The sequence below is a fragment of the Rhodocaloribacter litoris genome (assembly GCF_011682235.2).
Taxonomy (GTDB): Bacteria; Bacteroidota; Rhodothermia; order Rhodothermales; family ISCAR-4553; genus Rhodocaloribacter; species Rhodocaloribacter litoris.
On record NZ_CP076718.1, the window covers coordinates 812,484 to 836,835 of the forward strand.

Sequence of the window (24,352 nt, forward strand, 5' to 3'; positions counted from 1 at the left end):
CTCATCCTGTAAGGGAATACCCGACGTGCAGGCCGGTGCGACCTCAAAAATCTCTACGCACGAAGCAGCGCAGGCCGGCCAGAAAGGGCGCGATCAGCCAGAGCAGCAACATCCCCGCCGCCACCAGCGGGCCGGCCGTGCCGCCGAAGAAGCGCTGGAAAAGGGCCCCGGTGTACCCCATCAGGGCGGCCACATCGAAGCTCATCAGCAGGGCCACCCGGGCCAGGTCCACCGGGTTGAGCAGCATCAGGGCCAGCACGGGCGTCTCCAGGGGGTAGCCGGCAAACAGGGACAGGAAGAGCAGCACCCCGCCGTCGTAGAGCACCGTGAAGCCCAGCCAGACCAGCACGGCCGCCCCCAGCCCTTTGACCCGGTCCTCGAAGCCGAGGGCCAGCAGGAACGCCAGGGCCACGAAGATGAACGTGAGGCCGACGCCCAGCGCCAGCAGCAGCGCCAGGGCGGAGCCGGCGGCCCCGGCCCCGCCCCGCACGGCGAACGGCACCCCGACCCCCACGGCAAAGCCCAGCGCCAGCGGCAGGGCCAGCCCCAGGTACATCCCGCCGAAGAGCGACCGGCGGTCGACGGGCTGGGCCAGCAACATCTCGATGAACTCGCGGGCGTTGTAGAGGTACATGGCCCCGAAGAGCACCCCCACCAGCGGAATCAGCATGAGCACCACGTTGACGAGGCTGAGCAGCGCCTTGGCCTCGCCCCCACCAAACCGGAGCAGCCCTTCGGTGAGCAGGAGGAAAAAGACCCCGTAGAAGGCGACCCACTTGCTCCGGACCACGTCGTGGAGCTCGTATTTGATGATCTTGGCGGCCGTGTGCATGGCTCTGGGGTTGAAGATTGCAAATTGCAAATTGGAAGATCGGGGGTTTGGCGTTCCAGGTTACACGTTTCACGTTGAACGCCGTCGTCCAAAAACCTTGAACGTGTAACCTGGAACGGCGCCCGTCAGGCGGTAGACACCAGCACGTCAGCCCCGGCGGCTTTCACCACGCGGAGCGTTCCCGCGCGCCCTCCTTCGAGCAGCCGGGCGATGGCCCGCTCCAGCCGCCACTCACCCGTTTGCTCGATGAGCGCCCGTACCGGCCCCGCGTAGTCGATGCGCCCTTCCAGCAGGAAGATGATGTCGTCGCAGAGCTCTTCGATCTCGCTCATGATGTGCGAGGTGAGCACCACCGTCTTGCCCGCGTCGCGGGCCGCCAGGATCTTGTCCTTGAGGCGGCTGCTGGCGATGGGGTCGAGGCCGGCGCTGGGCTCGTCGAGGATCAGGAGGCGGGGGTCGAAGAGGAAGGCCAGCACGGCGCTCACCTTCTGGCGCGTCCCGCCCGAGAGGGTCCGCATCGGCTTGTCCAGCTCGGGGCCCAGGTCCAGGTCATGCAGCAGCGTCTCGTCGAGCCGGTCCGGCTGGACGCGCAGGTCCTTGTGGAGGGCGATCAGCTCCCGGGGCATCAGGTTCTCGGGGAAGCGGGCGGCCTGGGGCATATAGCCGATGTGGGCGCGGTAGGCCCAGTCGCCGTTGAGGGCCTTGCCGTCGATCCGGACCTGCCCGTCGTCGGGCCGGACGAGCCCCAGCAGGCACTTGATCAGCGTCGTCTTGCCGGCGCCGTTGGGCCCCACCACGGCCGTCACCCGGCCGGGACGGATCTGCGCGGTCACCCCCCGGAGCACCTCCCGCGTCCCGAAACGTTTTACCAGTCCTCTGATCTCGATCATGACGTCCTCGTCGCTTGCGGTGGTAAAAAGCCGCGTCATCGCCCGGCCACGAGGGGCGACCGGGGGTAGGGCTTCATCTGCGGCGCCTCGTCGAGGAGCGCCTCGGGCGTGAGCACGGGCAGCACCCGCTCGGCGGCGTCGAGCAAGTCGATGAAGAAGCTCCGCAAGAGGATCAGCGCCGGCTCGTTCTGCTCCACGATCAGCGAGAACAGCCGCACCGGGCGGAACGGCACATCCCCCACCCCGTCGCGGTCCAGATCGTAGCCCTCGTAGCGGTCCCAGTAGTTGGCCGTGAAGGTGCTGTAGGAGGCCCGGCTGTTCGTCGCCACGTCGAAGGCATTGCCCACGAAGTTGTTCTCCCGGAAGCGGTTGTCCAGGCTGTTGGCCAGGATCTTGACGGCCCAGCCATTTTCCACGAAGTCGTTGGCCCGCACGTCGGTGCGGTTCATCCCCTCGGCATAGAGCCCCACGGTGTTACGCACGAACCGGTTGGCCTCCACCCGGCTGTCGCGGATGTCCTTCATCAGCAGCCCGAACGCGGCGCTGCCCCAGTTGTCCACGAACCGGTTGCCCGTCATCTCCACGTTACGCGAGTACATCACCGCCACCCCCGCCCGGTTCACCCGGAACGTGTTCCCCTCGTAGCGGCACCGGTCCGAGAACATGAAGTGGAGGCCGTAGCGCAGGTTCTCGAAGCTCTCGTTGCCCCGCACCACGGTATCCTCGACGAACTCGAAGTAGATCCCGTCGCGCTGCCCGTGGATCCGGTTGTTCTCGATGACGACGTCTCTGGAATACCAGAGGTGGATGCCGTTGCCCGAGGCCGCCTCGCGCGTATAGTTGCCCCGGATCTGGTTGCCGGCGACGCGGCACCCGGCCGACCTGGCGATGTAGATGGCGAAGAAGGTGTTCTCGAAGCGGTTGTTTTCGATCACGCAGCGCATCCCGCCGTCGACCTTCACCCCGGCCCGGTCCTCCACATAGCTGACCCCGACGTTGCGGAACGTGAAGCCGCGGATGGTGACATCATCGGCCGTGACGGTCATGATCTGCCGCTCGCCCTGCCCGTCGAGGACGACCTCGCCTTCGGCTTCGAGCGTCAGCGGCCTGTCCACCACCAGCGTGGGCTCGCGGTAGATGCCGGCCCGCACCACGATCCGCTCGCCGGCGCCGGCCCGGGCCAGTGCCTCCGTGAGCGTCCGCACCGGCCCCTCCGGAGAGACGACCACCTGCCGGGCCGCTGCCGACGCGGCGAGGCCCAGCACGAGCACGAGCAGGGTCAGCGTCTTTTTCATGGCATGGCGGTGGGATCGTGGGCGGGATGGCCGGGCCGCTCCTGCCGGACGAGCGCGAGCACCTCGTCCCAGGTGAGCACCTCACCGCCCACCTCGGCACGGACGGCCGCGAGGTCCTCCCGCGTGGCGAGGGCGGCCAGGTTCATCCCCATGGGGCTGTGCACGTTGGGGCTGTGCAGGAAGTGCGCCTCCTCGGCTCGGATCAGCGTGGGCGGATGCGCGAAGTCGGTCACCCAGAGCGAGTGGACCTCCCCGGCGGCCACGCGCTCCTCGAGGAGGAAGCCGGCCAGGCATTCGATCGAGTCGAACTTGTAAACCTTGCCTTTCGTGGTCACCAGCTCGGCGCCGAAGCGTTCGTCGGCGATGTTCATCATGCAGTAGGCCCCGCGCTCCTCCCCGTACCGGATGGGCTCCGGCTTCGGGGTGCAGGCGGACAAGGCCAGCATGCACAGCCCCAGCACGATATGGAAGCGGATGCGTCGCATGGTCAGGCGGCTACCGTGTGGTTCGAGCGTTTGGCCCGACGCCATTCAGCGTACGAGAGGATCACCCCCAGGCCCAGAGACAGGAAGGCGATCCAGCCTCCCAGCGCGGGCCAGGAGTGGGCCGTGAAGTTGAGCAGCTTCTTGGTGCCGATGACGGGCGGCTGGTAGGCCATGCCCGGCACCTTGATGGCCGCCGTGGGGTCCAGGTTGTGGCCGTAGTCGTAGCCCCACAGGTAGAAGTCCACCAGCCCGGCGATGGCGAGCACGAGGAAGGCGACGGTCCAGGTGTAGAGCATCCAGCGCTTGCCCGAGAGCGCCGCGGCGAGCCCGAACACGACCAGACCCCCGATGAGCCAGGGCATCAGCTTGAGTTCCGGGATCGACTCGGGCACGATCCGCTTCATGCCGATGTAGTGGTTGAGCCCGTTGATGTTGTTCAGGTCGTTCGGCTTATGGCCGGTGATGGTGTTGATCTCGATGTACATCCCGATGCCTTCCGGGTACTGCGGGGCGTCGAGGGAGATGGTCCAGATCGGGAAGACGTACATCAGGACCAGCGACAGCGCGGCCACGGCCAGCAGGATGCGGGATCGGGTGGTCATGAGAATCACCTCATTCATAAAGCATGAGGGCCGGAAGCCGGGGGCGCCGTCGGCATGGGCAGCGCCCCCGGCCCCTCGCGGCCCTCACTACGTCATTGGCCCGTGCTGTAGGCCAGCGGCACGTTGGCCCCGCGCGGCGAGACCCGGATGTAGCCCTGCATCTCCTGGTGGAGCGCCGAGCAGAAGTCCGTGCAGTAGAAGGGGAAGACGCCGGCCCGCCTGGGCACCCACTTGAGCGTACGCGTCTCACCCGGCATGATGAGCAGCTCCGCGTTGTTGGCGCCGATGACGGCGAAGCCGTGCGGCACGTCCCAGTCCTGCTCCAGGTTCGTCACGTGGAAGTAGACCTCATCGCCCACCTGGATGCCCTCGATGTTGTCGGGCGAGAAGTGGGTACGGATGGTGGACATATACACGTGCACCGTGTTGCCGTCGCGTTCCACGCGGGTCTCGGCCTCGCTCTTGACGGCGTACGGATGCTTGTTGTCCTGCAGCTGGTAGAACTGCACCTGCCGCGGCTTGATGAGGTCGGCGTGGATCCCCTGGGCGTAGTGCGGCTCACCCATCGTCGGGAAGTCGAGCAGGAGCTTCATCTTGTCGCCCGAGATGTCGATGAGCTGCGCGGCGTGGGCCAGCTCCGGCCCCGTGGGCAGGTAGCGGTCCTTCGTGATCTTGTTCAGGGCCACCAGGTATTTACCCCACGGCTTGCGGCTGTCGCCACCGGGGATCATCAGGTGCCCGACCGAATAGTAGACCGGGATGCGGTCGACCACCTGCCAGGTGCCCAGCTCCCACTTCACGATTTCGGACGAGATGAAGGCCGTGGTGTAGGCGTAGCCTTTCCCGTCGAACTCGGTATGGAGCGGCCCCAGACCGGCGTTCTCCACCTCCCCGGCGATGACGGCGTCGTACTGCAGCACCGGGATGCCGTCCACCACCTTCTCGAACTTCTCGTCCTCGATGGCCTGGAGCATCTTCGAGAACGAGTGCACGGGGATGACCGTGGCCAACTTGCCGCCGGCGACGATGTACTCCCCGCTCGGGTCCACATCGACGCCGTGGGGCGACTTGGGCGTGGGCAGGAAGTAGACCAGCCCTTCGCAATCGGCGGGCTCAAGCACCGTCACACTCCGCTTCACCTCCGAGACGGCGATGCGGGCTTCGTTGAGGTGGTTGTGGTAGTACTCGGCCTCCATCTGCCGGGCCTTGCCGTCGGCGATGCACTGCTCGGCCCGCTTCCAGTTGACGGCCGCCACGAAGTCCTTGTCGTTCTGCGACGCGTTGACCTCCAGCAGCGTGTGGGCCTCCTCGGTGTTGTACGAGGTGAAGAACATCCACCCGTGCGAAGGGCCTTTCCCGGCGTGCGCCAGGTCGTAGTTGTAGCCCGGCACCAGAATCTGGAAGGCGATGTCCATCTCACCGGGGGTGTCTGCCTTGATGAAGGTCAGCATCCCCTTGAAGTTGCCCTTGTACTCGTCGATGGACATGTCCCGCTGCGGCACGGGCACGCTGAAGCGCGTCGAGGCGACCAGGTACTCGGTGTTCTGGGTGATGAACGGCGAGCCGTGGTTCCCGGCCGAGTTGGGGATCTCCACGATCTCCTCGGTCTCGAACGTGCTCAGGTCGATGCGGGCCACGCGCGGGGTGTTGTTTCCGTTGATGAAGATCCAGCGCCCGTCCGGCACCCCGTCGGTCTGGGAGAGCTCGGGGTGGTGGGCGTCGTCCCACGGGATGAAGCCGTGCGAGGTCATCAGCATCGCCCTGGTCTCCTCGGTGTACCCGTAGCCGTTCTCGGGGAACTGCGAGAAGACGGGGACGGTCTTGAGCAGGCGCCCCGAAGGCAGCCCGTGGACGGTCAGGTTGCCGCTGAAGCCGCCCGACATGAAGGCGTAGAACTCGTCGTGCTGCCCCGGCGGGACGTACACTTTCGAGGCGGCGTCGTCGGTGCTGCCGGCCTGCTGCGAGCCCGCACAGCTGGCGCCGATCGCGGCGATCAGCACGACGGTTGCCAGCCCGAAGCCGATCTGTTTCATGCGTGTAGGGTTCATGGTGGTCACCTCCTTGCAAAGGCACTGGGGATAAGGATGTCGGGGAAAGGGTGCATCAACCGCCCTGCCCCGGATTGATCTTCCGGAAATACTCCAGGATGGCGCGGGCCTCCTCCTCGGTGAGGCTCTGGTCGGCCATGGGCGCCAGGTATTCGGCCAGGAGCTGCTTCGCCACCGGGTGCTTCTGCACCATCTCGGTGGGGTTGAGGATCATGTTCATGATGAACTCGGGCGAGCGGCGGCTGGTGACGTCGCCGAGCGGCGGGCCGATGTAGCGCTGGTCGAGTTTGTGGCAGGCCGAGCACTTCACCCTGAAGAGCTCTTCGCCCCGGGCGGCCAGCGCCTCGTCGAGGGGCCCGAGTTCGACGTGGGTGACCGGACCGATGCCCTTTTCGAGTTGCTCCGGCGTCAGGCCGGAGGCATCGGCGGCTGCGTTGTTCGGCCCGGCCTGGGGGCCCGGCTCGGTTTGCCGGCCGCCGCATCCGGCCAGCCCGACGGCCAGCACCAGAAGCACGAGGCTGAGGTATGGCGTTGTCTTCATGAAGTCGTCCCTGGACAGGTTGTTTTGAGTTCAGTTTCGGGGCGGGCGCGGAGACCGGCCGACGGGATCCAACTTACACCGGCCGCCTGTGCCGGTATGCCGGGGCTTTCCCGGCGGCCCCTGTGGTTCCTTCCCGACAGCGCCTGTAGGGGAATCCCCGTCAGGCTTAGCCGGGACCGGAAGGAGGCACATCCGTGATGCGGAGCCCTTCCGCCCGCAGGCGATGCTCTGCCTCGGCCAGCGTCATGCCGGCAAAGAGGGCGTGGATCCGTGCCCGCACCGCCCCCCACTGGTCGTGGAGGGGGCAGGGCCTGCGCTCGCCACACCCGGGCAAGCCGATCACACACGCCTCGAACACCCCGCGCCCGTCGATGGCGGCCACGATCTCCTCCAGCGAGATCGCCCCGGCGGGCCGGGCCAGCGCCACCCCCCCGTGAGGCCCCCGGAAGGATTGCAGCAGCCCGGCCTGTGTCAGCTGCTGGAGGATCTTCGCCAGGAAGTAGGGGGAGATCCCCAGCCGTGCTCCGATGGTGTGGATCGGCACGTACACCCCTTCCGGCCGGCCGGCCAGGAAGAGCGCCGCACGGAGGCCGTATGCACAGCGTCTGGAGAGCAACACGGTATATTTAGTTTTAAGAGTCTTTTGTCTTTAATATCGACCCGCACAATAACCAGCACAAGAGGAGGCCCGTCAACTCACACGATCTTGCCCTTCCCCTCACCGCTTCTTCACACGCGCTTCACACGCGCTTCCCTCCGCTTTCCGCCCGCAGAGCCGGCAGGGACTCGTATTTTCCCGTCCCCTATCCTTCTCCTGCTGACCGGCTCCATGAAACAGCCTTTCGAACCCGAACGCCTGCTGCACGTCGCCCGGACGTTCGGCACCCCCACATACGTCTACAGCGAGGCCGTCGTCCGCCGGCAGATCGACCGGCTCCGCACGCACCTGGCCGGCCTGCCCCTGCGCCTCCTCTACGCCATGAAGGCCAACGCCAGCCCGGCGCTCCTGCGGCTCATGCGGGACGAGGGCCTGGGCATCGACGCCGTCTCACCGGGCGAGTTGGAGGTGGCCCTCCGCACCGGCTTCCCGCCCGACCGCATCCTGTTCTCGGCCAACAACATGACGGACGAGGAGATGCACCTGGCCCACGGAAAGGGCGTGCTCCTGAACATCGGCGAGCTTTCCCGGCTGGAGCGGTACGGGCGGGCCTACCCGGGGGCCGAGGTGTGTGTGCGCCTGAACCCGCAGGTGGGCGCCGGCCATCACGAGCACGTCATCACGGCCGGCGAACGGTCCAAGTTCGGCATCCCCGTCGCCCGGCTCGACGAGGTGCGGGCCGTGGTGGCGCGGCACGGGCTCCGGCTCGTGGGGCTGCACCAGCACATCGGCAGCGGCATCCTCAGCGCCGAGGTGCTCTGGCAGGCCGTGCGGGTACTCCTCGACGCCGCTCGCTCGTTCTCCGGCCTGCGCTTCCTCAACTTCGGCGGCGGGCTCGGCATCCCCTACCGTCCCGACGAGGCCCCGCTCGACTTCGACCGGTTCCAGCAGCTCATCGTCGATCCCCTGCGGGCCTATCTCGCCGAACATCCGTCGAAGGGCATGGCCTGCTGGTTCGAGCCCGGCCGGTTCCTGGTGGCCGAGGCCGGGGTGCTGCTCATGCGGGTGAACACGCTCAAGGAGGCCAACGGGCGATGGTTCGCCGGCACCGACTCGGGCATGAGCCACCTCGTCCGCCCGGCCATCTACGGCGCCTACCATGCCCTCTTCAACCTGTCGAATCCGGCGGGACCGCTGCGCACGTACGACGTGGTGGGCAACATCTGCGAGTCCGCCGACCACTTCGCCCGCGACCGGGAGGTCCAGGAGATCCGCGAGGGCGACGTGCTGGCCGTGCTCGACGCCGGGGCCTACGGCATGTCGATGGCCTCGCACTACAACCTGCGGGCCCTGCCGGCCGAGGTCTTTCTCCCCGCCGGCCCGGAGGCGCCGCCGGTGCTCCTCCGCCGGCGCCGGACGCCGCAGGAAGTCGCCGAGGCCTGGCTGGCCGAGACCACCGCCGGCACGGCGCCGTAGGAGCCGGTTTCGTATCGCCCGGAGCGCGGCGTCCCCGTCGTCCCGAGAGGGCGCCGGGATGCCGCCCCGCCGCCTGTCAGCCGGGTGACGTGCCGCCTTTGAGCTTTTGCTGGGCCTTCCAGGCTTCCTCTCCGAGCAGCCCCTGTTCTTGCAGAAGCTTTCGGAGGAACGGTTCGAGGCCCATTTCCTGGGCCTTGAGCTGGATACGGCCCGTCAGCTCGTCGTAGCTGGCCTGGGAGGGGATGAGGTGGATCTGGTGCGTGAGCAGCCGGGTCGTTTCCTTCAGCTTTTTCGAACGATGGAAGAGGAGCCAGCCGAGCACCATGAGTGCGGCGATGACGAGGCCGAGGACGATCAGCAGTCCCCGGCCGGTCTCGCCGCCTTCCCCCAGGACGCGGGCCAGTTTGTCCGCCACGCGGTCGCCCCCGCGGGTGGCGGCACTGTCGACGAGGGCGACCAGGTAGGTGTGGAGGGTGCTGTCGAAGACCGCATCACGGGCCGTACGGAGCCGCAGGCCGAGCGAATCGCCCGTGGCCGCACGCACCAGCGCGCGCAGGTCTTCCCGGGCAGGCGCGCCGATAAGGTTCGTGCGGACGCCTCCGGCCGAGCCCTGCAGGCGTACCAGAAAGGCATCCAGGTTGGCGATGAAACGGCGTTCGATGCGCATCAGGGCCGAGTCCGTCTCGGCGCCGGCGATCTCCTCTCGCACACGGACGGCCATACGGGCCAGGGCCGTATCCGCCGCCATCGTGAGCGTGTCGAGCAGGCGGTGAAGCCGGGCCTGCGTCGTCGGGTTCAGCAGGCTGTCCCGGACGCCGGTGGTGAGTTTTTGCCCGACGATGCGCAGGGTGTCCGTGGCTACGAGCAGCGAGTCTGCCCGGTCCAGGGCTTCTCGAACGGAATTGCGCCCTACATTCTGGAGTGCGTCGCATCCGCCGGCGAGCAGGAGGGTGAGCAGCAGGATCGTGAGGGGAGGCTTCATGTTGCGTATGGCGTCTTGGGTGAAGGGGCCCCAACCACGCACTACGCATTACGTACTACGCACTGGCCTTGCCGTCCGTAAGCTGCCCGGGGCGATCCGTTTAAAATACGAAACCATGAATGGGCGCTTGACGCGTCCGTATGAAGAGTTTTCAGCCGTTCCGCCGCACCTTGACCCGCAGGACCGGGAAGCCGGTGATCTGGGCTTCGAGCACGTCCCCGTCCCGTACCGGCCCGACGCCGTCCGGTGTGCCCGTGTAGAGGAGGTTCCCCGGCAACAGGGTAAAGATCCGGGAACAGTAGGCGATGAGCCGGGCGACGGAGAAGACCATGTCCCGGGTGTGTCCCTGTTGCCGGACCTCGCCGTTGACCGTGAGGCGAATCTCGAGGTTCTGGGGATCGCGCACCCGCCGCGCATCGACGAGGGGCCCCAGCGGGGCAAACGTGTCGAAGCCCTTGGCGACGGTCCACGGCTGGCCTTTGCGCTTGGCCTCGGCCTGCAGGTCCCGGGCCGTCATGTCCAGCCCGACGGCGTACGCGTCGACGTGTTCGAGGGCTTTCTCCTCCGGGATGTTCTTCCCGCCCCGCCCGATGACGGCCACCAGTTCGACCTCGTGATGGACGTCCTGCGACTGGGGCGGCAGGATCACCGTCCCGCCATGCCCGACGAGCGCCGTTGAAGGTTTCAAGAAAACGATGGGTTCTTCCGGCACCTCACTCTGCATCTCCGCGGCGTGTTTCGCATAATTCCTTCCGATACAAAGTATTTTCCCTACGGCCACGTCGCGGCCGTGCGACGGCAACAAAAGCTCTATCATGCGCGTTCAGATTGCCTTTCAGCCCCAAAACGCCTATTTTTGCGGGCTGTAAGTTCGTTCACAACGGGATTTCACTCTCGCGTCGGCCGGGGGGCCGGCGCCCCAAAGAAGAGGTAGCACAATGTACGCGATTGTCGAGATAGCAGGCAAACAGTATAAGGTACGGGAACAGGATCGGCTCTACGTACCGCGCCAGCAGGCGGAGGTGGACGAGACGCTCACGTTCGACCGTGTGCTGCTGGTCTCCAACGACGACGAGGTGCGGGTGGGCACGCCGGTGGTCGAAGGCGCCCGGGTCCAGGCCCGCGTACTGGACCACGTGAAGGCCGACAAGGTGCTGGTTTTCAAAAAGAAACGCCGCAAGCGCTTCAAGGTGAAGCGGGGTCATCGCCAGCCCTACACCCGGATCGAGATCAGCGCGGTCTCGCTCTGACGTCACCGCCCACACGACAGGAACAACCGTAAGACCAAAACGACCGAGAGGGTGTTATGGCTCACAAGAAAGGCATGGGGTCCACCAAGAACGGACGGGACTCCAACCCGAAGATGCTCGGCGTCAAGGCCTTCGGCGGCGAATTCGTCAAGGCCGGCAGCATCATCGTCCGCCAGCGGGGCACGAAGTTTCACCCCGGCCAGAACGTCGGGCGCGGCGGCGACGACACGCTCTTCGCCCTGACGGCCGGCACGGTGCGCTTCTCCCGCGGGCGCCACAACCGGAGGTTCGTCCACGTGGATCCGGCCGAAGCCTGAAACCGGGTTTCGCAGCAACGAAGAAAGGCTTCCCCCTCCCCGGTGGAAGCCTTTTCTTTTCATCGCCCCGGGCAACCTTGCCCGGTTCAGCCGCCCGGTGCGGCCGTGAGTTGCCGGAGCGCCGCACAGGTGCGGGCGTAGAGCACCCGAAGGACGTCCAACTCGGCCGCCATGTCGAGCGTCTCACCGGCTCGAAGGCGTTTTTCCAGTTGCCGGCAATGCAGGCCCAGCGCAGTGGCGCCCATGTTGAGCCCGGCCCCCTTCAGGTTATGCACGGCTCCGGTGAGACCGGCCCGGTCGCCGGCGGCACAGGCCCGCTCGACCCGCTCGAAGAGCTCGGCGGCGTGCAGCAGAAACGCTTCGACCAGCTCGCCCAGAAAAACCCCCTGGCCTTCGTCGAGTTGCCGGAGCTCCTCGATCATTTCGGCCTGCAGGAGCGGGATGGCGGTGCCGTCGCCGCCGTCCGGCCGGTGCGTCGCGCCGGAGGCCGGCCGGGCGGCCTCCACCTGACGCTCGTGCGGGCGTTGCTGCACCCAGGCTGATTTCGCGGGAAGTGTACTCATACCGCCCCCGTGATTTTCTCGCATCCGTTCCGTCGATACCGGGATCTCCGGCACCGCTCTCATTATCGGGAACGGTTTTTCCGAACTTAACCGGCCGTGCTGCCTATTTCCCGGTGCCTTGCCGCACCCGCCGCGACAGGCGGCTCTGCAGGCCGGCGATCCGGCTCGCCGGGTTCATACCGGAACAGCCGCATGAAGTCGGCACAGGCCTGCTCAACGACCCGCACCTCCTCCGGACGAAGCACGCCGGCGTAGGCGCCTACCCGGGCACGGGACACCTGCTTCCCGTAAAGCTCGGAGAACCGGGGATTCTGCGCCTTCCGTTCGAAGTCGACCGTTCCGGTATCGAGTCGTTCCCCATCGGGCAGCTTCAGTTCGAGGCCGGTAAATTCCTGTACCTCGTCGAGAATGCCCTCCGGGTTTTGTACCAGATCCTCGTACCGCACGAAGAGCATCCGGTCCCAGAACCGCTCCTCCTGAACGGTCCAGAGCGGCGCGTAAAACGCCATGAGGTACCGGCAGAGGGCGACGAGATCCCGGCCTCGCGTGGCCTGTGCCACGAAGTCGTTCCGCCCCTGCGCCAGCATCTTCTCCCCGACTTTCAGGAGCGAGGCGACCACGTCGCGCGGATCGCGTACCATGCAAATGAACCGCGCCGAGGGTAGTAGTTCGTACACCTCCGGGAAGGTTTTCGTCATCTTCGGATCCTTGAGCACGAGATGAGCCGATCCCCCGACGCGCGCCCGGGTTCGTTCGATAAACTGCTTTACGAGACCCGCATTATACCGGCGGAAATCCTCCTCGCTGTCGAAAAATTGCGGCACCTGGTGCTGTATGCTGCCTTTTGCGAGGCGATAAGCCGCCATGAGGCACCGCAGGTAATGCGCCTCAGGCAGCTTTGGATTGCTCGTCGGGGCCTGACAGAGCAGGGTCTCCATAAGCGTCGTCCCGGAACGCGCCGCCCCCCCGACGAAGACGACCTCCTCTCCGACCGCCTCGTCCGGCGTCCCAACCTTGCGGGTACGCACAGCCATGGCACCCTGCTGGTCACCGGCCAGCATCGCCGCCCCGGTCTCCGAAAGCATGGCGACGAATTCCGGGGGTAGTTCGTCCCGGTGGACCTTCAGGTAGTCCAGCACCTGGTGGGCCTCACCCGTTGCCGGGCAAAGGTCGGTCTCGATGAGCAGCCCGGCCACGACCGCCGCTACCTGCCGCCCCAGACCGTAGCTCTGCTGCAGCACGTTGCCCCGGTTGAGGAGGATTCGAACCAGTTGCGCCCGGTTCAGCACACCGGCGTGCTCCAGGTAGAACCCCCCAACGACCATGGCAACCAGGTGCATGAGTGCTTTTTCCGAGCTAAAGTGCTGGCGGTACGAGAGCGAGCCGGCGTGAATGCGCCGCATATACCGTCCGGTCTCCGTTACATAAACCCGGCGATCGGGATAGCGGGCACAGAGCCTCACTATTAACATAAAGTCTTCAGCAAATTTGAAAAAAGGCTCTGGAAGGACAGACACTACATCGTCCCTGCGAAACACAGCACCAGCTCCGAAAACTTGCATCTCACCGGTTAAAATCATCCGCGTCAAGACTTCTATACCCTTTTTTCCATGTATGGACCTACGATTGTACTGTAGCCTCACGTCACTATCAATTATTGCATACATCTCTGGAACCATAACCATAACAGCATCTGATTTCGCATTCCATACATCTAGAGCCTCACACAAAAAGACATCTCTATCATCTAAGTAGTCATCATCATCTACACGCACAAAAAATGTGGTTTTCGCATTTATTACTCCTGTCCCTAATGCAGCCGCCACACCTTGGTTATTATCGTGACGATGTATCTCAAAACCGTGTTTATTCGCAATAATATTTAGTTGTCCCGCGATTTCAGGAGACGATCCATCATCTACCAGAGTCAGGGAAACTTTATTCCAAAGACCAGCTTCAACATGTCGGGAAAAGTATTCAGGACGGTTAAAAGTCGGGATGACAACCGTCACATCGCGTGCGGGATCAAAGACTTCGTTCATGTCAACTGGGGTCTGGGGGGTGCAGAAACGAGGAATCAGGTGTGCCCGGCCACCCGGATGGCAGGTCCGGCAGGGCGAGGGGTCAAAACACCGGGCGCACCGTTCGTGAGGCGTGCGAGTAGCGCCCGTATCCGCGCCACTTGTTTCTCGAGCGCGTAGTGTCCCTCAATGAAGGCCCGGTAGAGCCGGGAGTCGTACTCGTCGGAGGTAATCATCTCGACGGCCTCGTCGACGGTGTTGAAGAGCATCTCCTCGGCCCACGTCTCATAGGCAAAGGGGAAGTTGTGTACGACGGGCTTGATTCCCCGGGCCATGGCTTCGGCTATGGCATAGCCGAAACTCTCGTGGATGCTGGTTGAAAGAAAATAATCCTTGTCTTCGAGCCAGGAAGCTATGTCGTCCTGCCACCCGTCAAAATGTATGTTCCTTTCCAAACCCATTTCACGGATCATGTAGTGCATATACATTTCGAGAAGCGGATCCTGAAACGTTCCGGCAATGAAAAGTTGATAGCGCGGATCTCGCTGTACCAGGCGCTGCATAATCTGGAGCATCATCATATGGTTCTTCGCAAGGCGAAGATACCCAACAGAGGCAATACGGTATCCGGTCGAGCGTTCCCGAAAAGCGTATCGTTCCAGATCGACACCGTTGCGTATCACGTCAACGATACATCCCTCCACCGCCAAAGAAACGGAGGCTTCTACAAGGCGCCGTACATAGTCTGCCACGAAAATCAGGGCATCAACGGTCTTCCAGTTCACCTGAGACGGATAGTCCGAGAACGCCTCGTAGCGATGTAGGCGGCAGATGATCTTTTTCTCACGGGCCAGCGGATGGCGGCTGGCGTAGACGAGCGGGTCGTTGCACCACTCGAACCAGCAGACGTCCCCCCAACGCAGGGCTTCCTCGACACCGGAAGTGCTATTCACCACGAACTTGCGGACCTCGTAATCCGCTACCAGTTCGCGGGGAATGTCGTCAAGAAACTGATCCAGGCCTTCGCGAACGATGAAAGCGAGCTTCACGGGAGAGACGGGGTCGGTGAAGCCGGCCTCACGCAGGCGTTCCCAGTAGGGTGCCAGCTGTTGGAGTTCGTTCTCGCCGGCCACCCGGCGCGCACGGGTATACAGCCGGGCTGCCCGCTCTTGATGCCCCTGCTCCAGGTAAAGATTCCCGAGCATCAGGAGACAACCGAAGTGGTCGGGGTTACGCACGAGGGCAGCCGCCAGCGTCCGCTCGGCGCCGCGACGATCCCCTTCGCCCAGATAGACCGCGGCCTCGACGGACGGCAGGTCTTCGTCATCGGGAAAGCGGGCGCGGTGCCGGGCGATAGCCTCCCGGGTTGCCCCGACGTCACCGGCTTCCAGACGTTCGAAAATGGCCATGAGACCGGCTACCCGATCACGGTCGTGGATGGGGGCTCCCCCCTCTGTGGCGCTCATACCAACAAAGCTCCCTGTCTTGGTTCAATAGCGGCCTGTGTCGACCCCGTTCCGTCATGGGCCAATTGGTGGCTCTCTCTCCGCTCGCTCACGACTTTCAGAACCCGTCCAGGGCTCCGAACCCAAAACGCGGCAAGACCACAGTCTGCTGCCACAAAATGCAGCTCTGCTCATTTGCGAAGGCAGGTGCCGTGCCAAAATACCAGAGCCCCTGTTTTTCTTAACGGAACCCCTCCATTAACCACCGGAGAAGTGAAGCAGAATGCTCACGAGCGGTCTGATTTGCCGGACGGGGCAAAATCTTCTCCCTGCGGGCACTCAGGCAACCGGGTCTTCCTCGCCCACCGGCAGGCGGGGATCGTAGTTGAAGAAGGCCTTGAGGGCCTCGAAGAGCTCGGGGTGGCGATGGGCCATGGCGCGCGGCCGTTCGAAAAAGTTCTCGACCGCCACGGCGAAGAATTCGGCCGGGTTGGTGGCGGCGTAGCGGCGCAGCATCGACCGGCCCAGACGGGCCTTGCGCATCTCGCGCCGGACGAGGCGGGCCCAGGCCGGTGCCGAAGCCGGATCCATGAGGGAAGGGACACCGTCGGCGAAGGCGTTGTCGAAGTCGAAAAGGTGGGCCAGTTCATGGAGGACGACGTTGTCGCCGTTGCCGGGATGTTCCCAGCCTTCCTCGACGGCTTTGACGGACAGGATGATGGGCCCCTGCGGGTGCACCATGCCGTCGTAGTCGGCCGCGTAGGTCTCGAAGTAGTCCTCGTCGAAGCGGTCCGGGTAGAAGAGGATGGTGCGGGTGGTGTTCAGCTCCCAGTCGGGGCGGCCATGGACGAGCAGGGCGGCCCCGGCCGCCACGGCCAGCCGGAGCGTATCCGTCAGTTCGACCCCCTCGACGGCCTCGAACGTCATCTCGTCCATGAAGAAGCGTACGTCGCGTTCGAAGCGGGCACGGGCCGTCTCGTCGAGATGGCGGTAGAGCGGGACGTGGCCGGCGAGCCACCGGCGCCAGGCTTCGGGCAGGGGCCGGCGGGCCACCCGCCACCGCCGGAAGGCACGGCGCAGGCCCCAGCCGTAGACCACCACCGGGGCCAGCAGGCCGAGCCAGGGCCCCAGCGGGGTGGCCTGCGCCCCGATGACCGCCAGCGCCACGCCGGTCAGCAGCGCAACGCTCGAGAGGAAAAAAAAGGTGGAACGACGGAGGATGCGCATGCGGTCGCTTTGCGGTGTGGACGTACGGGCTCCGGCGTAACGTGCGCGGGCCGGGAGGTGCACAAGGCCGAAGGACGAGCGGTCGAACGCCCGGGGCACCCCCCACTTCCACCCGCCTACCCGGGGTCTTGATCGGCCGGACCGCAGGGAAGGTTCCGCCGCTCCGGCACGCGCCGTCGCTGGAAAATATGCCCGGGATTCAGGGAAAAATATGCCCCGGCGCCGCCCCGCCCCGGCACGGCACGGGGGCTTTTGCCCGCCGCATCGCCTTGGCAGATGGTTTGTAGGCCCCTGCCGTGCCACCAGACCGCACGAGCCATGCTGCTACGACTTCGCAACAGCGTTGATGCCATGACCCGGATGATGCGCCAGCAAGAGCGCATCGCCAACAACCTGGCCAACGCCAACACCGTCGGCTACAAGCAGGATCGGACGTTCACCGAGATCCTTAACGAGGAGATCAACGTGGAGGGGGCGCCGCAGAGCATCAAGCGCATGGAACAATGGGCGGACCTCTCGGCGGGCGACCTGGAGCAGACCGGCAACCCGCTCGACGTGGCGATCGAGGGTGAGGGCTTCTTCGTGCTGACGGACGAAACCACGGGAACGCCGCGCTACACACGGGCCGGGCGTTTCGTCCTCGATGCCGAGGGGACGCTGCGCGATGCGCAGGGACACCTCGTCGAGGGAGAAGCCGGACCGATCCAGCTCCCCACCGCCGACGGCGGCCCGGTCGTGATCGACCGTGACGGGACCGTACGCGTCGACGGCAAAGAGGTGGGGCGCCTGCGCATCGTCACCTTCGACAACCCGGCCGCCCTCCGCCGCCTCGACGGCGCCGCCTTCGACGCCGGCGGCATGGAACCCGTCGACGTGGAGCATCCGAACCTGCACCAGGGCTACCTCGAACAGAGCAACGTGGATCCGCTCCGCGCCCTGACGGAGATGATCGAACAGCACCGGCTCTTCGAGTCCCAGCAGCGCAGCCTCCGCACCGACGACGAACTGCTCGGGCGGGTCACCCGTGAACTGGGCCGCTTCTAGCCTTTTCGCTTCCTTTCACCAGAGACCGAGACGGACATGCTTCGTGCCATCCGCACCGCCGCCACCGGCATGAGCGCCCAGCAAGCGGGCGTCGACAACATCGCCAACAACCTGGCCAATGCCAACACCGTCGGCTACAAGCAGTCGAAAATCGTCTTTCATGACCTGCTATACCAGACCATCCAGGCCGGCAGCGAGGGAGAGGCCCAGGGCGTACAGCCGGCCACGATGCAGATGGGGCACGGCGCCACCGCCATCGCCACCGTGCGCAACTTCACCCAGGGCAGCCTCATCGAGACCGGCAACGCGCTGGACGTGGCCATCAACGGCGACGGCTTCCTGCAGGTGCGGCGCCCGGACGGCACGGTGGCCTACACGCGCGACGGCACCCTGACCCGCAACGCCGAAGGCATGCTCGTGACCCAGTCGGGCCTGCCCCTCGAACCGGACATTGCCATTCCGGAGAACACCGTCGAGATACACATCAGCCAGGACGGGCTCGTCTCGGTGCGCCTGCAGAACGAGCCCGACATGGTCGAGGTCGGCCAGCTCGAACTGGCCCGCTTCGTCAACCCGGCCGGGCTCAACCCGATCGGTGGTAACCTGTACGAACAGACACAGGCCAGCGGCGAACCGACCATCGGCACCCCCGGCCAGGACGGGCTCGGCACCCTCATGCAGGGCTACCTGGAAGCCGCCAACGTGGATGTGGTACAGGAGATGGTCAACCTCATCACCGCCCAGCGGACGTACGAGCTCAACTCCAAGATGGTAACCACCGGCGAGGAGATGCTGCAGATCGCCAACAACATGAAGCGCTAGGCCCCTCGCCGCGCCAGCCCATCGACGTGATGTACGGGTTGTTTCTCACCATACTGTTGCTGCTCGGTCCGATGCCGGGGCAGGTCGCCGCCGGCGAACCGGATACGCTGCGCGAGCGCCTGCAGGCCGCCGCCGAGACCCTGCTGGCGGACCGCTTTCCCGAAGACGCTCCGCGCCTGCGCGTCCGCGTCCTGCGAACCGGCGGCGAGATCGACCCGGAAGCTGCCCTCCGGTTGCGGCTGCCTGCGGGCGACGGCCTGCCCCGCGCGCACATCCAGGTGGACGTGCTCGGCACCGAAAACGGGCAGGGCGGGCTTAAGACCGGCTGGGCGCTGCTCTACATAGCCCACTTCGACTCGGTCGTCGTGGCCCGCCACGACCTGGAGGCCGGCGCCCCGGTCACCCCCGGCGACGTGAGTACCGCATGGATGGAGGTGACCCGCTTCCGGGGCGAACCGCTCCGGGCCCGCGACTTCCGCGCCCTCGCCCGTGACGGGGCATTCGCCGCCCGGATGCTGCGCGCCGGCCGGGCGCTCCGGAAAGACGACCTCCGCCCGCCCCTGGCCGCCGACACCGGCGAGGCCGTGCTCATGCACTACCGCCGCGGGTCCATCTCCCTTCGCCTGACGTGCAAGGCCCGCGAACCCGGCCTCGTCGGCGACATCATCCGCCTCTACTTCCCCGACGCCGAGGTCACGTACCGGGCCCGGCTCACCGGTCCCGGTACGGCGGAGTGGATCGAAACCCTTTAACGGAGTATCGCCATGCCTGCCTTCTTCCATGCCCTGCACCGCACACCCCGGGCCGTTCTCCACGGAACCGGGCGGTCCCTGCTTTTGCTCGCCGCAATGGCCGCCCTGGCCTTCCCGGTCCATGCCCAGCACTCGATGTTTGCCGACTTCAAAGCGCGCGGTGCGGGCGACGTCATCACGATCATCCTGGCCGAGCGGACGGCGGCCCAGCGCGAGAGCGGATGGGCCAACAAGGCGGACGCCCGGATCGGCGGTACGGCCAGCCTCTCCGCCGGCTCCGGCCTCTCCGGTGCCTTTGCTGCTGACGCCCGGTTCAACAAGAGCGCCCTCCACGAGAACGAGTCCGTGCAGAGCGACCTGCTCAGCGGCACGATGACCGCCACCATCGTCCGCCGGGACGAGGCGGGCAACCTGCACGTGCAGGGAGAACGACGCCTGAGCGTCAACGGCGAGACGCACATCATGCGGGTCTCCGGCCTCGTGCGTCCCTACGACGTCCGGACCGACAACACCGTCCTCTCCTACCAGATCGCCAATGCGGCCATCGAATACCACCGGGAGGGCGGCATCACCCGGAGCCTCTTCAAACCCGGCCGGATGGTGCGCCTGGGACTGCTCGCCGTGCTGGCCGGTGCCGTCGTGTACGCAACCCAGTAGGTGATCCCGTTCGGGATGAGGCCGGTCCCCCCGTCCCACACCGCGTTTCCGCAACCCTCTTCGACACTGACCCCATGCGCCTTCCCCTTCGCATCACGTTCCTGCTGCCGGTCGTCCTGGTCCTCGTGAGCGCCGCCGGTCCGGTTCAGGCCCAGGAACGCACCGCCTCCCGCCTGAAGGACCTCGTACAGATCGAGGGCGCCGTGCCGTTGCAGCTGACCGGCTACGGCCTCGTCGTGGGCCTCGACGGCACGGGGGATCGCGTCCGGGGGCGCCGGGGCGCCCCGCATACCGTGCAGAGCATTGCCAACATGCTCCAGCACTTCGGCATCACGGTGGATCCGGCCCTGATCACCGCCCGGAACGCGGCCGCCGTCATGGTGACGGCAACGGTCGACCCGTTTGCGGCGGCCGGCAGCCGGCTCGACGTGACGCTCTCCTCCCTGGGCGACGCCCGCTCCCTCTCCGGCGGCCTGCTCCTGCAGACGCCCCTGCTCGACCCCAACACGGGCACGGTCTACGCGATGGCGCAGGGACCGGTCTCGACCGGCGCGGTGCTGGCCTCCTCCTTCGGCTCGAGCGTCCAGGTCAACCACACGAACACCGGGCGCATCCCCGGCGGGGCCTTCCTCACGAAGACGCCCCCGTTCGACCTGAGCGCCGTCTCGGACCTGGGCCTCGTCCTGAAACGCCCCGACTTCACGAACGCCGTGCGGGTCGCCGAGGTCATCAATGCCCGCTTCCCCGGCGCCGCCGAGGTGGCCCACGCGGGCCTGGTCCGCGTGCGGGCCGGTACCCATCCGGACGGCATCCCGGGCCTCATGGCCGAGCTCGAAGCCATGAGGATCGATGTAGACCTGCCCGCCCGGATCGTGATCAACGAACGGACGGGCACCATCGTGGCCGGCGGCAACGTGCGCATCGGCGAGGTGATGGTGACCTACGGCAGCCTCGTCATCGCCACCCAGGCCGACCCGTTCGTTTCCCAGCCGCCGCCCTTCTCGCCCGGTGAGACCGTGACGGGAGCCGCCGGCACGGCCACCATCGAGCAGGAGGGCACCCGCTCGATCATCCTGCCGCCCAACACCGATGTGAACCAGCTCGCGGCTGCCCTCAACGACCTGGGGCTGACCGCCCGGGACATTATCGCCATCCTGCAGGCCATCGACCGCACCGGAGCCCTGCAAGGTGAACTCGTCATCCTCTGACGCCGCGTCATGAAGATCCACGACCCGCTCCCACCCCTGCCCGGCTTCCCGGGTGCGAACCCGCGTCGCCCTTCCACCCCGGAAGAGGCCGCACGCCAGTTCGAACACCTGCTGGCACGGCAGCTCGCGCACGCCATGACCGACGGCCTGTTCAAGACCGGCCTGGCCGGTGAAAACGGCCCCGGCTGGATGGCAAGCTACCAGCAGACGCAGCGCGACGTGCTGACGGACGTGCTGGCCAAACACCTGGTGGAGCAGGGCGCCCTCCGCCTCACCGACCTGCTCACCCGCCGCTGGAACCTTCGCGGCGCAACCGATCCCGCCGCTCCGGAGACAACCACGAACCACAACGCGGACACGCCCTGACGATGAACACCCCGCCCGACACCCCCCGGCTTCAGGGAATCAAGGGAATTGCCGATAACCTGCTGGAAACCCTGCGTCAGGAAGCGGCAACCCTGGACCGGCTGCACGCGTGCTTCGAGGCGCAGCACGAAGCCCTGCGCCGGCGCGAGCACGCGGCCCTCGACGAGCGGACCGTGGAGGTCAACGAGCTCGTCCACGCCCTGGAGCAGCTCCGGCAGGCCCGCCTGCGACAGGCCCGCCTGCTGGGCCGGCTGCTGCAACTGGACGAGGCGCCGGACTCGCTCGCCCCGCTCGTCGACGCCCTGGCCGCCCGGCCCGAGACGGCCGAGACGGCCCAGCGGCTGCAGGCCGCCCGCGAGCGGATCCGCGAACAGGCCCGGCACACCCGCCAGCGGTGCGAGGCGTACGAATTCGCCCTCCGGTACGCCGTCCGCCTGAGCGATGAGATGCTCCAGGCCCTGCGCGACCTCGACGTCCCGCCGCCGGCGAAAGTCTACACGGCCACCGGCGCAACCTCCCAGACCTCGACCCGGCGCTCGGTCGTGAACAAAGTAGGCTAGCAGCATGAGCATCAACCAGCTTTTTCAACTCAGCCGTCGCTCGTTCCAGACGATCGATGCCGCGATGAACGTCGCCGGGCAGAACGTCGCGAACGCAGAGACGGAAGGCTACCACCGCCGCCGGGTGACCCTCAACCCGGTCGACTTCGTGGGGGGCGGGATCTGGAGCCGGGCCCTGCGCCCCGGCGTCCACGGCTACGGCGTCGAGATCGGTGCCTACGAACGGGTGCGCGACAGCCTGGTGGCCCGCGCCGGCCGGGAGGCCCGCAGCGGTCTCGGATACGCCGAAGAAAAACACCGCGTTCTGAGCGCCCTCGAGGCCCTCTTCCCCACCGGCACGGGTTCGCTGCAAGACCAGCTCAACGATTTCTGGAACGCCTGGAGCGACCTGGCCGACAACCCGCTCGGCACGGCCGAACGCCTTGCCCTTCGCAGCCGCGCCGAAGCCCTTACCGGCACCCTCAACCGGCTCGACCAGGACATCGCCTCCCTGCAGCGCGAAACCGAGACGGCCCTCTCCGGCGGCGTCGACGAGGTCAACGACCTGCTCCGGCAGATCGCCGGCCTGAACAAGGCGATCGTCCAGGCCCGGAACCAGGGCACACCGGACTTTGCCGCCGAAGACATGCGCGACCGGCTGGTGGACGAACTGGCGACCTTCGGCCCGATCCGGATCAACGAATCGGCACAGGGAAGCTACACGATCACGCTCCACGGCATGGCCCTCGTGCAGGACGAACACGTGCTGCCGCTGAAGCTGGACCTCAGCGGCGGCACCCCGGCCCTCACCTTCGGCGATACCGGCGTCGCGTACCCGTCCGGCGGCAGCCCGGACGGCCGGCTCGGCGCCTGGCTCGGCACCCTGACCGGCGACCTCCCGGCGGCCCGGGCCGCCCTCGACGAACTCGCCGCCACCCTGGTGACCGAGGTCAACGCCCTCCACAGCACCGGCTACGGACTCGGCGGCACCACCGGCCTGAACTTCTTCGACCCGGCCGGGATTACGGCCGCCACCATCCGCCTCTCGGCCGACGTGCTGGCCGACGCCAATGTGATCGCCGCCTCGGGCGACCCCGCAGCCGCCGGCGACAACACGGTGGCGCTGGCCCTGGCCGACCTGCGTAATGCAAAGCTGTTCAACGGCGGGCAGGATACTGCCGAAGCCTTCGTCATCGGCCTGGTCTCCGGCATCGGCGGCGACGTCTCCCGGCAGGCCGCACAGGCCGAAAGCCAGTCGCAGGTACTCGACTACCTCGACGGCCTCGCACGCGGCGTCTCGGGCGTCTCCATCGACGAAGAGATGACCCGCATGATCGAGCTACAACAGGCCTACGCCGCCACCGCCCGCGTCCTGGACACGGCACAGCGCATGATGGACACGCTGCTGGCTCTGTGACCGGCCCAACCTGCAACCAACACGACCCGAATCGATGATGCGTTCGATCAGCCTGGCCCGTCAGATGAGCCTGAGCAAAGGCTCCCTGCCCTATACCCTGCAGGTGCACCGGCGCGACCTGTCCCGCCTGCAGGAGCAACTGGCCACCGGCCGCCGCGTCAACCGGGCCTCGGACGACGCCGGCGCCTACGCACAGGCCCGCCGCCTGGAAGTGCTCATCGACCGGTACGACCAGTATGAGCGCAGCCTCACCACCGCGCAGGCCTGGGTCGTCGCCACGCAGGATGCCCTGGACGACCTGGCCGAGCTGTTCACCACGGCCCAGGAGGAAGGCATACAGGCCGCCAACGACTCCCTGAGCGACGAGGACCGGGACGCCCTGGCCGCCTCCCTGGAAAACATGTTCCAGGAAGTGCTGGACCGGCTCAACACGCGCCTGGGCGAGGAGTATCTCTTCGCCGGCACCAACACGACCGTCCGGCCCTTCGAACAGGACTTCTCCGGCACGGCCGACGGGGCGGGGGTCACGTACTACGGCAACGGGGGAGCCCGCCTCCGGGCCGTCGGCCCCGACCTCGACGTGGGGGTGAACCTCACCGGCCAGCGCGTGCTCGATACCGGCCAGGGCTTCACCATCACCGAAGCGTTTCAGGGCCTGATCGACGCCATCCGAACCCACGACAGCGCTCAGATTCAGACGGCCCTGGACAACGTGATCACGGCCCGGGACCACCTCCTGGACATGGGCACGGAAGCCGGCAACCTCGCCAACCGGCTCGACCGTGCCGGAGAGTACCTCCGGGACGCCCGCTTCGAGTTCGAACGCCGGCGTTCCGCCCATGAGGACGCCGACCTCGCCGAGACCATCACGGAACTCCAGCGCACGCAGACGAACCTGCAGGCCACGCTCCAGGTGATGGCCTCCCTGAACCAGACCACCCTGCTCGACTTCCTCCGCTAATCAACCCCCCCGAG

Annotated in this window: 26 protein-coding genes; 12 read left to right on the forward strand and 14 right to left on the reverse strand. The window is 66.3% G+C overall.

Annotation, left to right across the window (positions count from 1 at the left end):
* Positions 1–43: 43 nt before the first annotated feature.
* The 8 genes from GQ464_RS03345 to GQ464_RS03380 form a co-directional block, all read right to left on the reverse strand.
* Positions 44–832: an ABC transporter permease subunit gene (locus GQ464_RS03345; protein ID WP_166974950.1), complete on the reverse strand. Its 789-nt coding sequence runs from the start codon at positions 830–832 to the stop codon at positions 44–46.
* Positions 833–957: 125 nt separating this feature from the next.
* Complete coding sequence (locus tag GQ464_RS03350) at positions 958–1,722, reverse strand: ABC transporter ATP-binding protein (RefSeq protein WP_166974943.1); 765 nt, start codon at positions 1,720–1,722, stop codon at positions 958–960.
* Positions 1,723–1,757: 35 nt separating this feature from the next.
* A complete protein-coding gene (locus GQ464_RS03355) occupies positions 1,758–3,017 on the reverse strand; it encodes a nitrous oxide reductase family maturation protein NosD (RefSeq protein ID WP_166974940.1) in 1,260 nt (419 codons plus the stop codon).
* Positions 3,014–3,502: a nitrous oxide reductase accessory protein NosL gene (locus GQ464_RS03360; RefSeq protein WP_166974937.1), complete on the reverse strand. Its 489-nt coding sequence runs from the start codon at positions 3,500–3,502 to the stop codon at positions 3,014–3,016. Before GQ464_RS03360 ends, GQ464_RS03355 begins: the two co-directional genes overlap by 4 nt.
* Positions 3,503–3,504: 2 nt before the next feature.
* Entirely contained in the window at positions 3,505–4,104 is a 600-nt protein-coding gene (locus GQ464_RS03365; RefSeq protein ID WP_166974934.1) for a hypothetical protein, read from the reverse strand.
* A gap of 92 nt (positions 4,105–4,196) precedes the next feature.
* Positions 4,197–6,152, reverse strand: coding sequence for a Sec-dependent nitrous-oxide reductase (gene nosZ, locus GQ464_RS03370; protein WP_166974930.1), 1,956 nt, complete (start codon positions 6,150–6,152; stop codon positions 4,197–4,199).
* Positions 6,153–6,207: 55 nt separating this feature from the next.
* Entirely contained in the window at positions 6,208–6,693 is a 486-nt protein-coding gene (locus GQ464_RS03375) for a c-type cytochrome (protein ID WP_166974927.1), read from the reverse strand.
* Between the two features lie 166 nt (positions 6,694–6,859).
* Positions 6,860–7,312 carry an RrF2 family transcriptional regulator gene (locus GQ464_RS03380; protein ID WP_228350559.1) on the reverse strand — a complete coding sequence of 151 codons (453 nt, stop codon included), beginning with the start codon at positions 7,310–7,312 and terminating at the stop codon, positions 6,860–6,862.
* A gap of 210 nt (positions 7,313–7,522) precedes the next feature.
* Between GQ464_RS03380 and lysA the strand changes: the two genes are divergently transcribed.
* Positions 7,523–8,767 carry a diaminopimelate decarboxylase gene (lysA, locus tag GQ464_RS03385; protein WP_166974924.1) on the forward strand — a complete coding sequence of 415 codons (1,245 nt, stop codon included), beginning with the start codon at positions 7,523–7,525 and terminating at the stop codon, positions 8,765–8,767.
* A 76-nt stretch (positions 8,768–8,843) separates the two neighbouring features.
* Here lysA and GQ464_RS03390 read toward each other — a convergent pair whose 3' ends face one another.
* Both GQ464_RS03390 and GQ464_RS03395 read right to left on the reverse strand, forming a co-directional pair.
* The gene (locus tag GQ464_RS03390; RefSeq protein ID WP_166974921.1) at positions 8,844–9,749 is read right to left on the reverse strand and encodes a hypothetical protein; all 906 of its coding nucleotides are present in this window, start codon (positions 9,747–9,749) and stop codon (positions 8,844–8,846) included.
* 151 nt (positions 9,750–9,900) lie between these two features.
* Positions 9,901–10,566 carry a fumarylacetoacetate hydrolase family protein gene (locus GQ464_RS03395; protein ID WP_166974918.1) on the reverse strand — a complete coding sequence of 222 codons (666 nt, stop codon included), beginning with the start codon at positions 10,564–10,566 and terminating at the stop codon, positions 9,901–9,903.
* A gap of 121 nt (positions 10,567–10,687) precedes the next feature.
* Between GQ464_RS03395 and rplU the strand changes: the two genes are divergently transcribed.
* Both rplU and rpmA read left to right on the forward strand, forming a co-directional pair.
* On the forward strand, positions 10,688–10,999 hold the full coding sequence (rplU, locus tag GQ464_RS03400) for a 50S ribosomal protein L21 (RefSeq protein WP_166974915.1): 312 nt from the start codon (positions 10,688–10,690) through the stop codon (positions 10,997–10,999).
* 56 nt (positions 11,000–11,055) lie between these two features.
* Positions 11,056–11,316, forward strand: coding sequence for a 50S ribosomal protein L27 (gene rpmA, locus GQ464_RS03405; RefSeq protein ID WP_166974913.1), 261 nt, complete (start codon positions 11,056–11,058; stop codon positions 11,314–11,316).
* An 86-nt stretch (positions 11,317–11,402) separates the two neighbouring features.
* Here the strand turns inward: rpmA and GQ464_RS03410 are convergent, their stop codons facing one another.
* From GQ464_RS03410 to GQ464_RS03425, 4 genes are all read right to left on the reverse strand, one after another.
* On the reverse strand, positions 11,403–11,879 hold the full coding sequence (locus GQ464_RS03410) for an Hpt domain-containing protein (RefSeq protein WP_166974910.1): 477 nt from the start codon (positions 11,877–11,879) through the stop codon (positions 11,403–11,405).
* Between the two features lie 86 nt (positions 11,880–11,965).
* The gene (locus GQ464_RS03415; RefSeq protein WP_166974907.1) at positions 11,966–13,921 is read right to left on the reverse strand and encodes a sulfotransferase; all 1,956 of its coding nucleotides are present in this window, start codon (positions 13,919–13,921) and stop codon (positions 11,966–11,968) included.
* A gap of 35 nt (positions 13,922–13,956) precedes the next feature.
* Complete coding sequence (locus GQ464_RS03420; protein WP_166974904.1) at positions 13,957–15,309, reverse strand: glycosyltransferase; 1,353 nt, start codon at positions 15,307–15,309, stop codon at positions 13,957–13,959.
* Between the two features lie 375 nt (positions 15,310–15,684).
* Positions 15,685–16,572 carry a zinc-dependent peptidase gene (locus GQ464_RS03425; RefSeq protein WP_166974901.1) on the reverse strand — a complete coding sequence of 296 codons (888 nt, stop codon included), beginning with the start codon at positions 16,570–16,572 and terminating at the stop codon, positions 15,685–15,687.
* Positions 16,573–16,890: 318 nt separating this feature from the next.
* Between GQ464_RS03425 and flgF the strand changes: the two genes are divergently transcribed.
* From flgF to flgL, 9 genes are all read left to right on the forward strand, one after another.
* Positions 16,891–17,616, forward strand: coding sequence for a flagellar basal-body rod protein FlgF (flgF, locus tag GQ464_RS03430; protein ID WP_166974898.1), 726 nt, complete (start codon positions 16,891–16,893; stop codon positions 17,614–17,616).
* A 36-nt stretch (positions 17,617–17,652) separates the two neighbouring features.
* Positions 17,653–18,438, forward strand: a complete 786-nt coding sequence (flgG, locus tag GQ464_RS03435) for a flagellar basal-body rod protein FlgG (protein WP_166974894.1) — start codon at positions 17,653–17,655, stop codon at positions 18,436–18,438.
* 29 nt (positions 18,439–18,467) lie between these two features.
* Positions 18,468–19,190 carry a flagellar basal body P-ring formation chaperone FlgA gene (flgA, locus tag GQ464_RS03440; protein WP_166974891.1) on the forward strand — a complete coding sequence of 241 codons (723 nt, stop codon included), beginning with the start codon at positions 18,468–18,470 and terminating at the stop codon, positions 19,188–19,190.
* A gap of 12 nt (positions 19,191–19,202) precedes the next feature.
* Positions 19,203–19,847 carry a flagellar basal body L-ring protein FlgH gene (locus GQ464_RS03445; RefSeq protein WP_228350560.1) on the forward strand — a complete coding sequence of 215 codons (645 nt, stop codon included), beginning with the start codon at positions 19,203–19,205 and terminating at the stop codon, positions 19,845–19,847.
* A 74-nt stretch (positions 19,848–19,921) separates the two neighbouring features.
* On the forward strand, positions 19,922–21,055 hold the full coding sequence (locus GQ464_RS03450) for a flagellar basal body P-ring protein FlgI (protein ID WP_166974888.1): 1,134 nt from the start codon (positions 19,922–19,924) through the stop codon (positions 21,053–21,055).
* A 9-nt stretch (positions 21,056–21,064) separates the two neighbouring features.
* Positions 21,065–21,421, forward strand: a complete 357-nt coding sequence (locus tag GQ464_RS03455; RefSeq protein WP_166974884.1) for a peptidoglycan hydrolase — start codon at positions 21,065–21,067, stop codon at positions 21,419–21,421.
* Between the two features lie 2 nt (positions 21,422–21,423).
* Positions 21,424–21,981, forward strand: coding sequence for a flagellar export chaperone FlgN (gene flgN / locus GQ464_RS03460; protein WP_166974881.1), 558 nt, complete (start codon positions 21,424–21,426; stop codon positions 21,979–21,981).
* Between the two features lie 4 nt (positions 21,982–21,985).
* Positions 21,986–23,377, forward strand: coding sequence for a flagellar hook-associated protein FlgK (gene flgK, locus GQ464_RS03465; RefSeq protein ID WP_166974878.1), 1,392 nt, complete (start codon positions 21,986–21,988; stop codon positions 23,375–23,377).
* A 34-nt stretch (positions 23,378–23,411) separates the two neighbouring features.
* Complete coding sequence (flgL, locus tag GQ464_RS03470; RefSeq protein WP_228350561.1) at positions 23,412–24,338, forward strand: flagellar hook-associated protein FlgL; 927 nt, start codon at positions 23,412–23,414, stop codon at positions 24,336–24,338.
* The last annotated feature ends 14 nt before the right edge of the window (positions 24,339–24,352 follow it).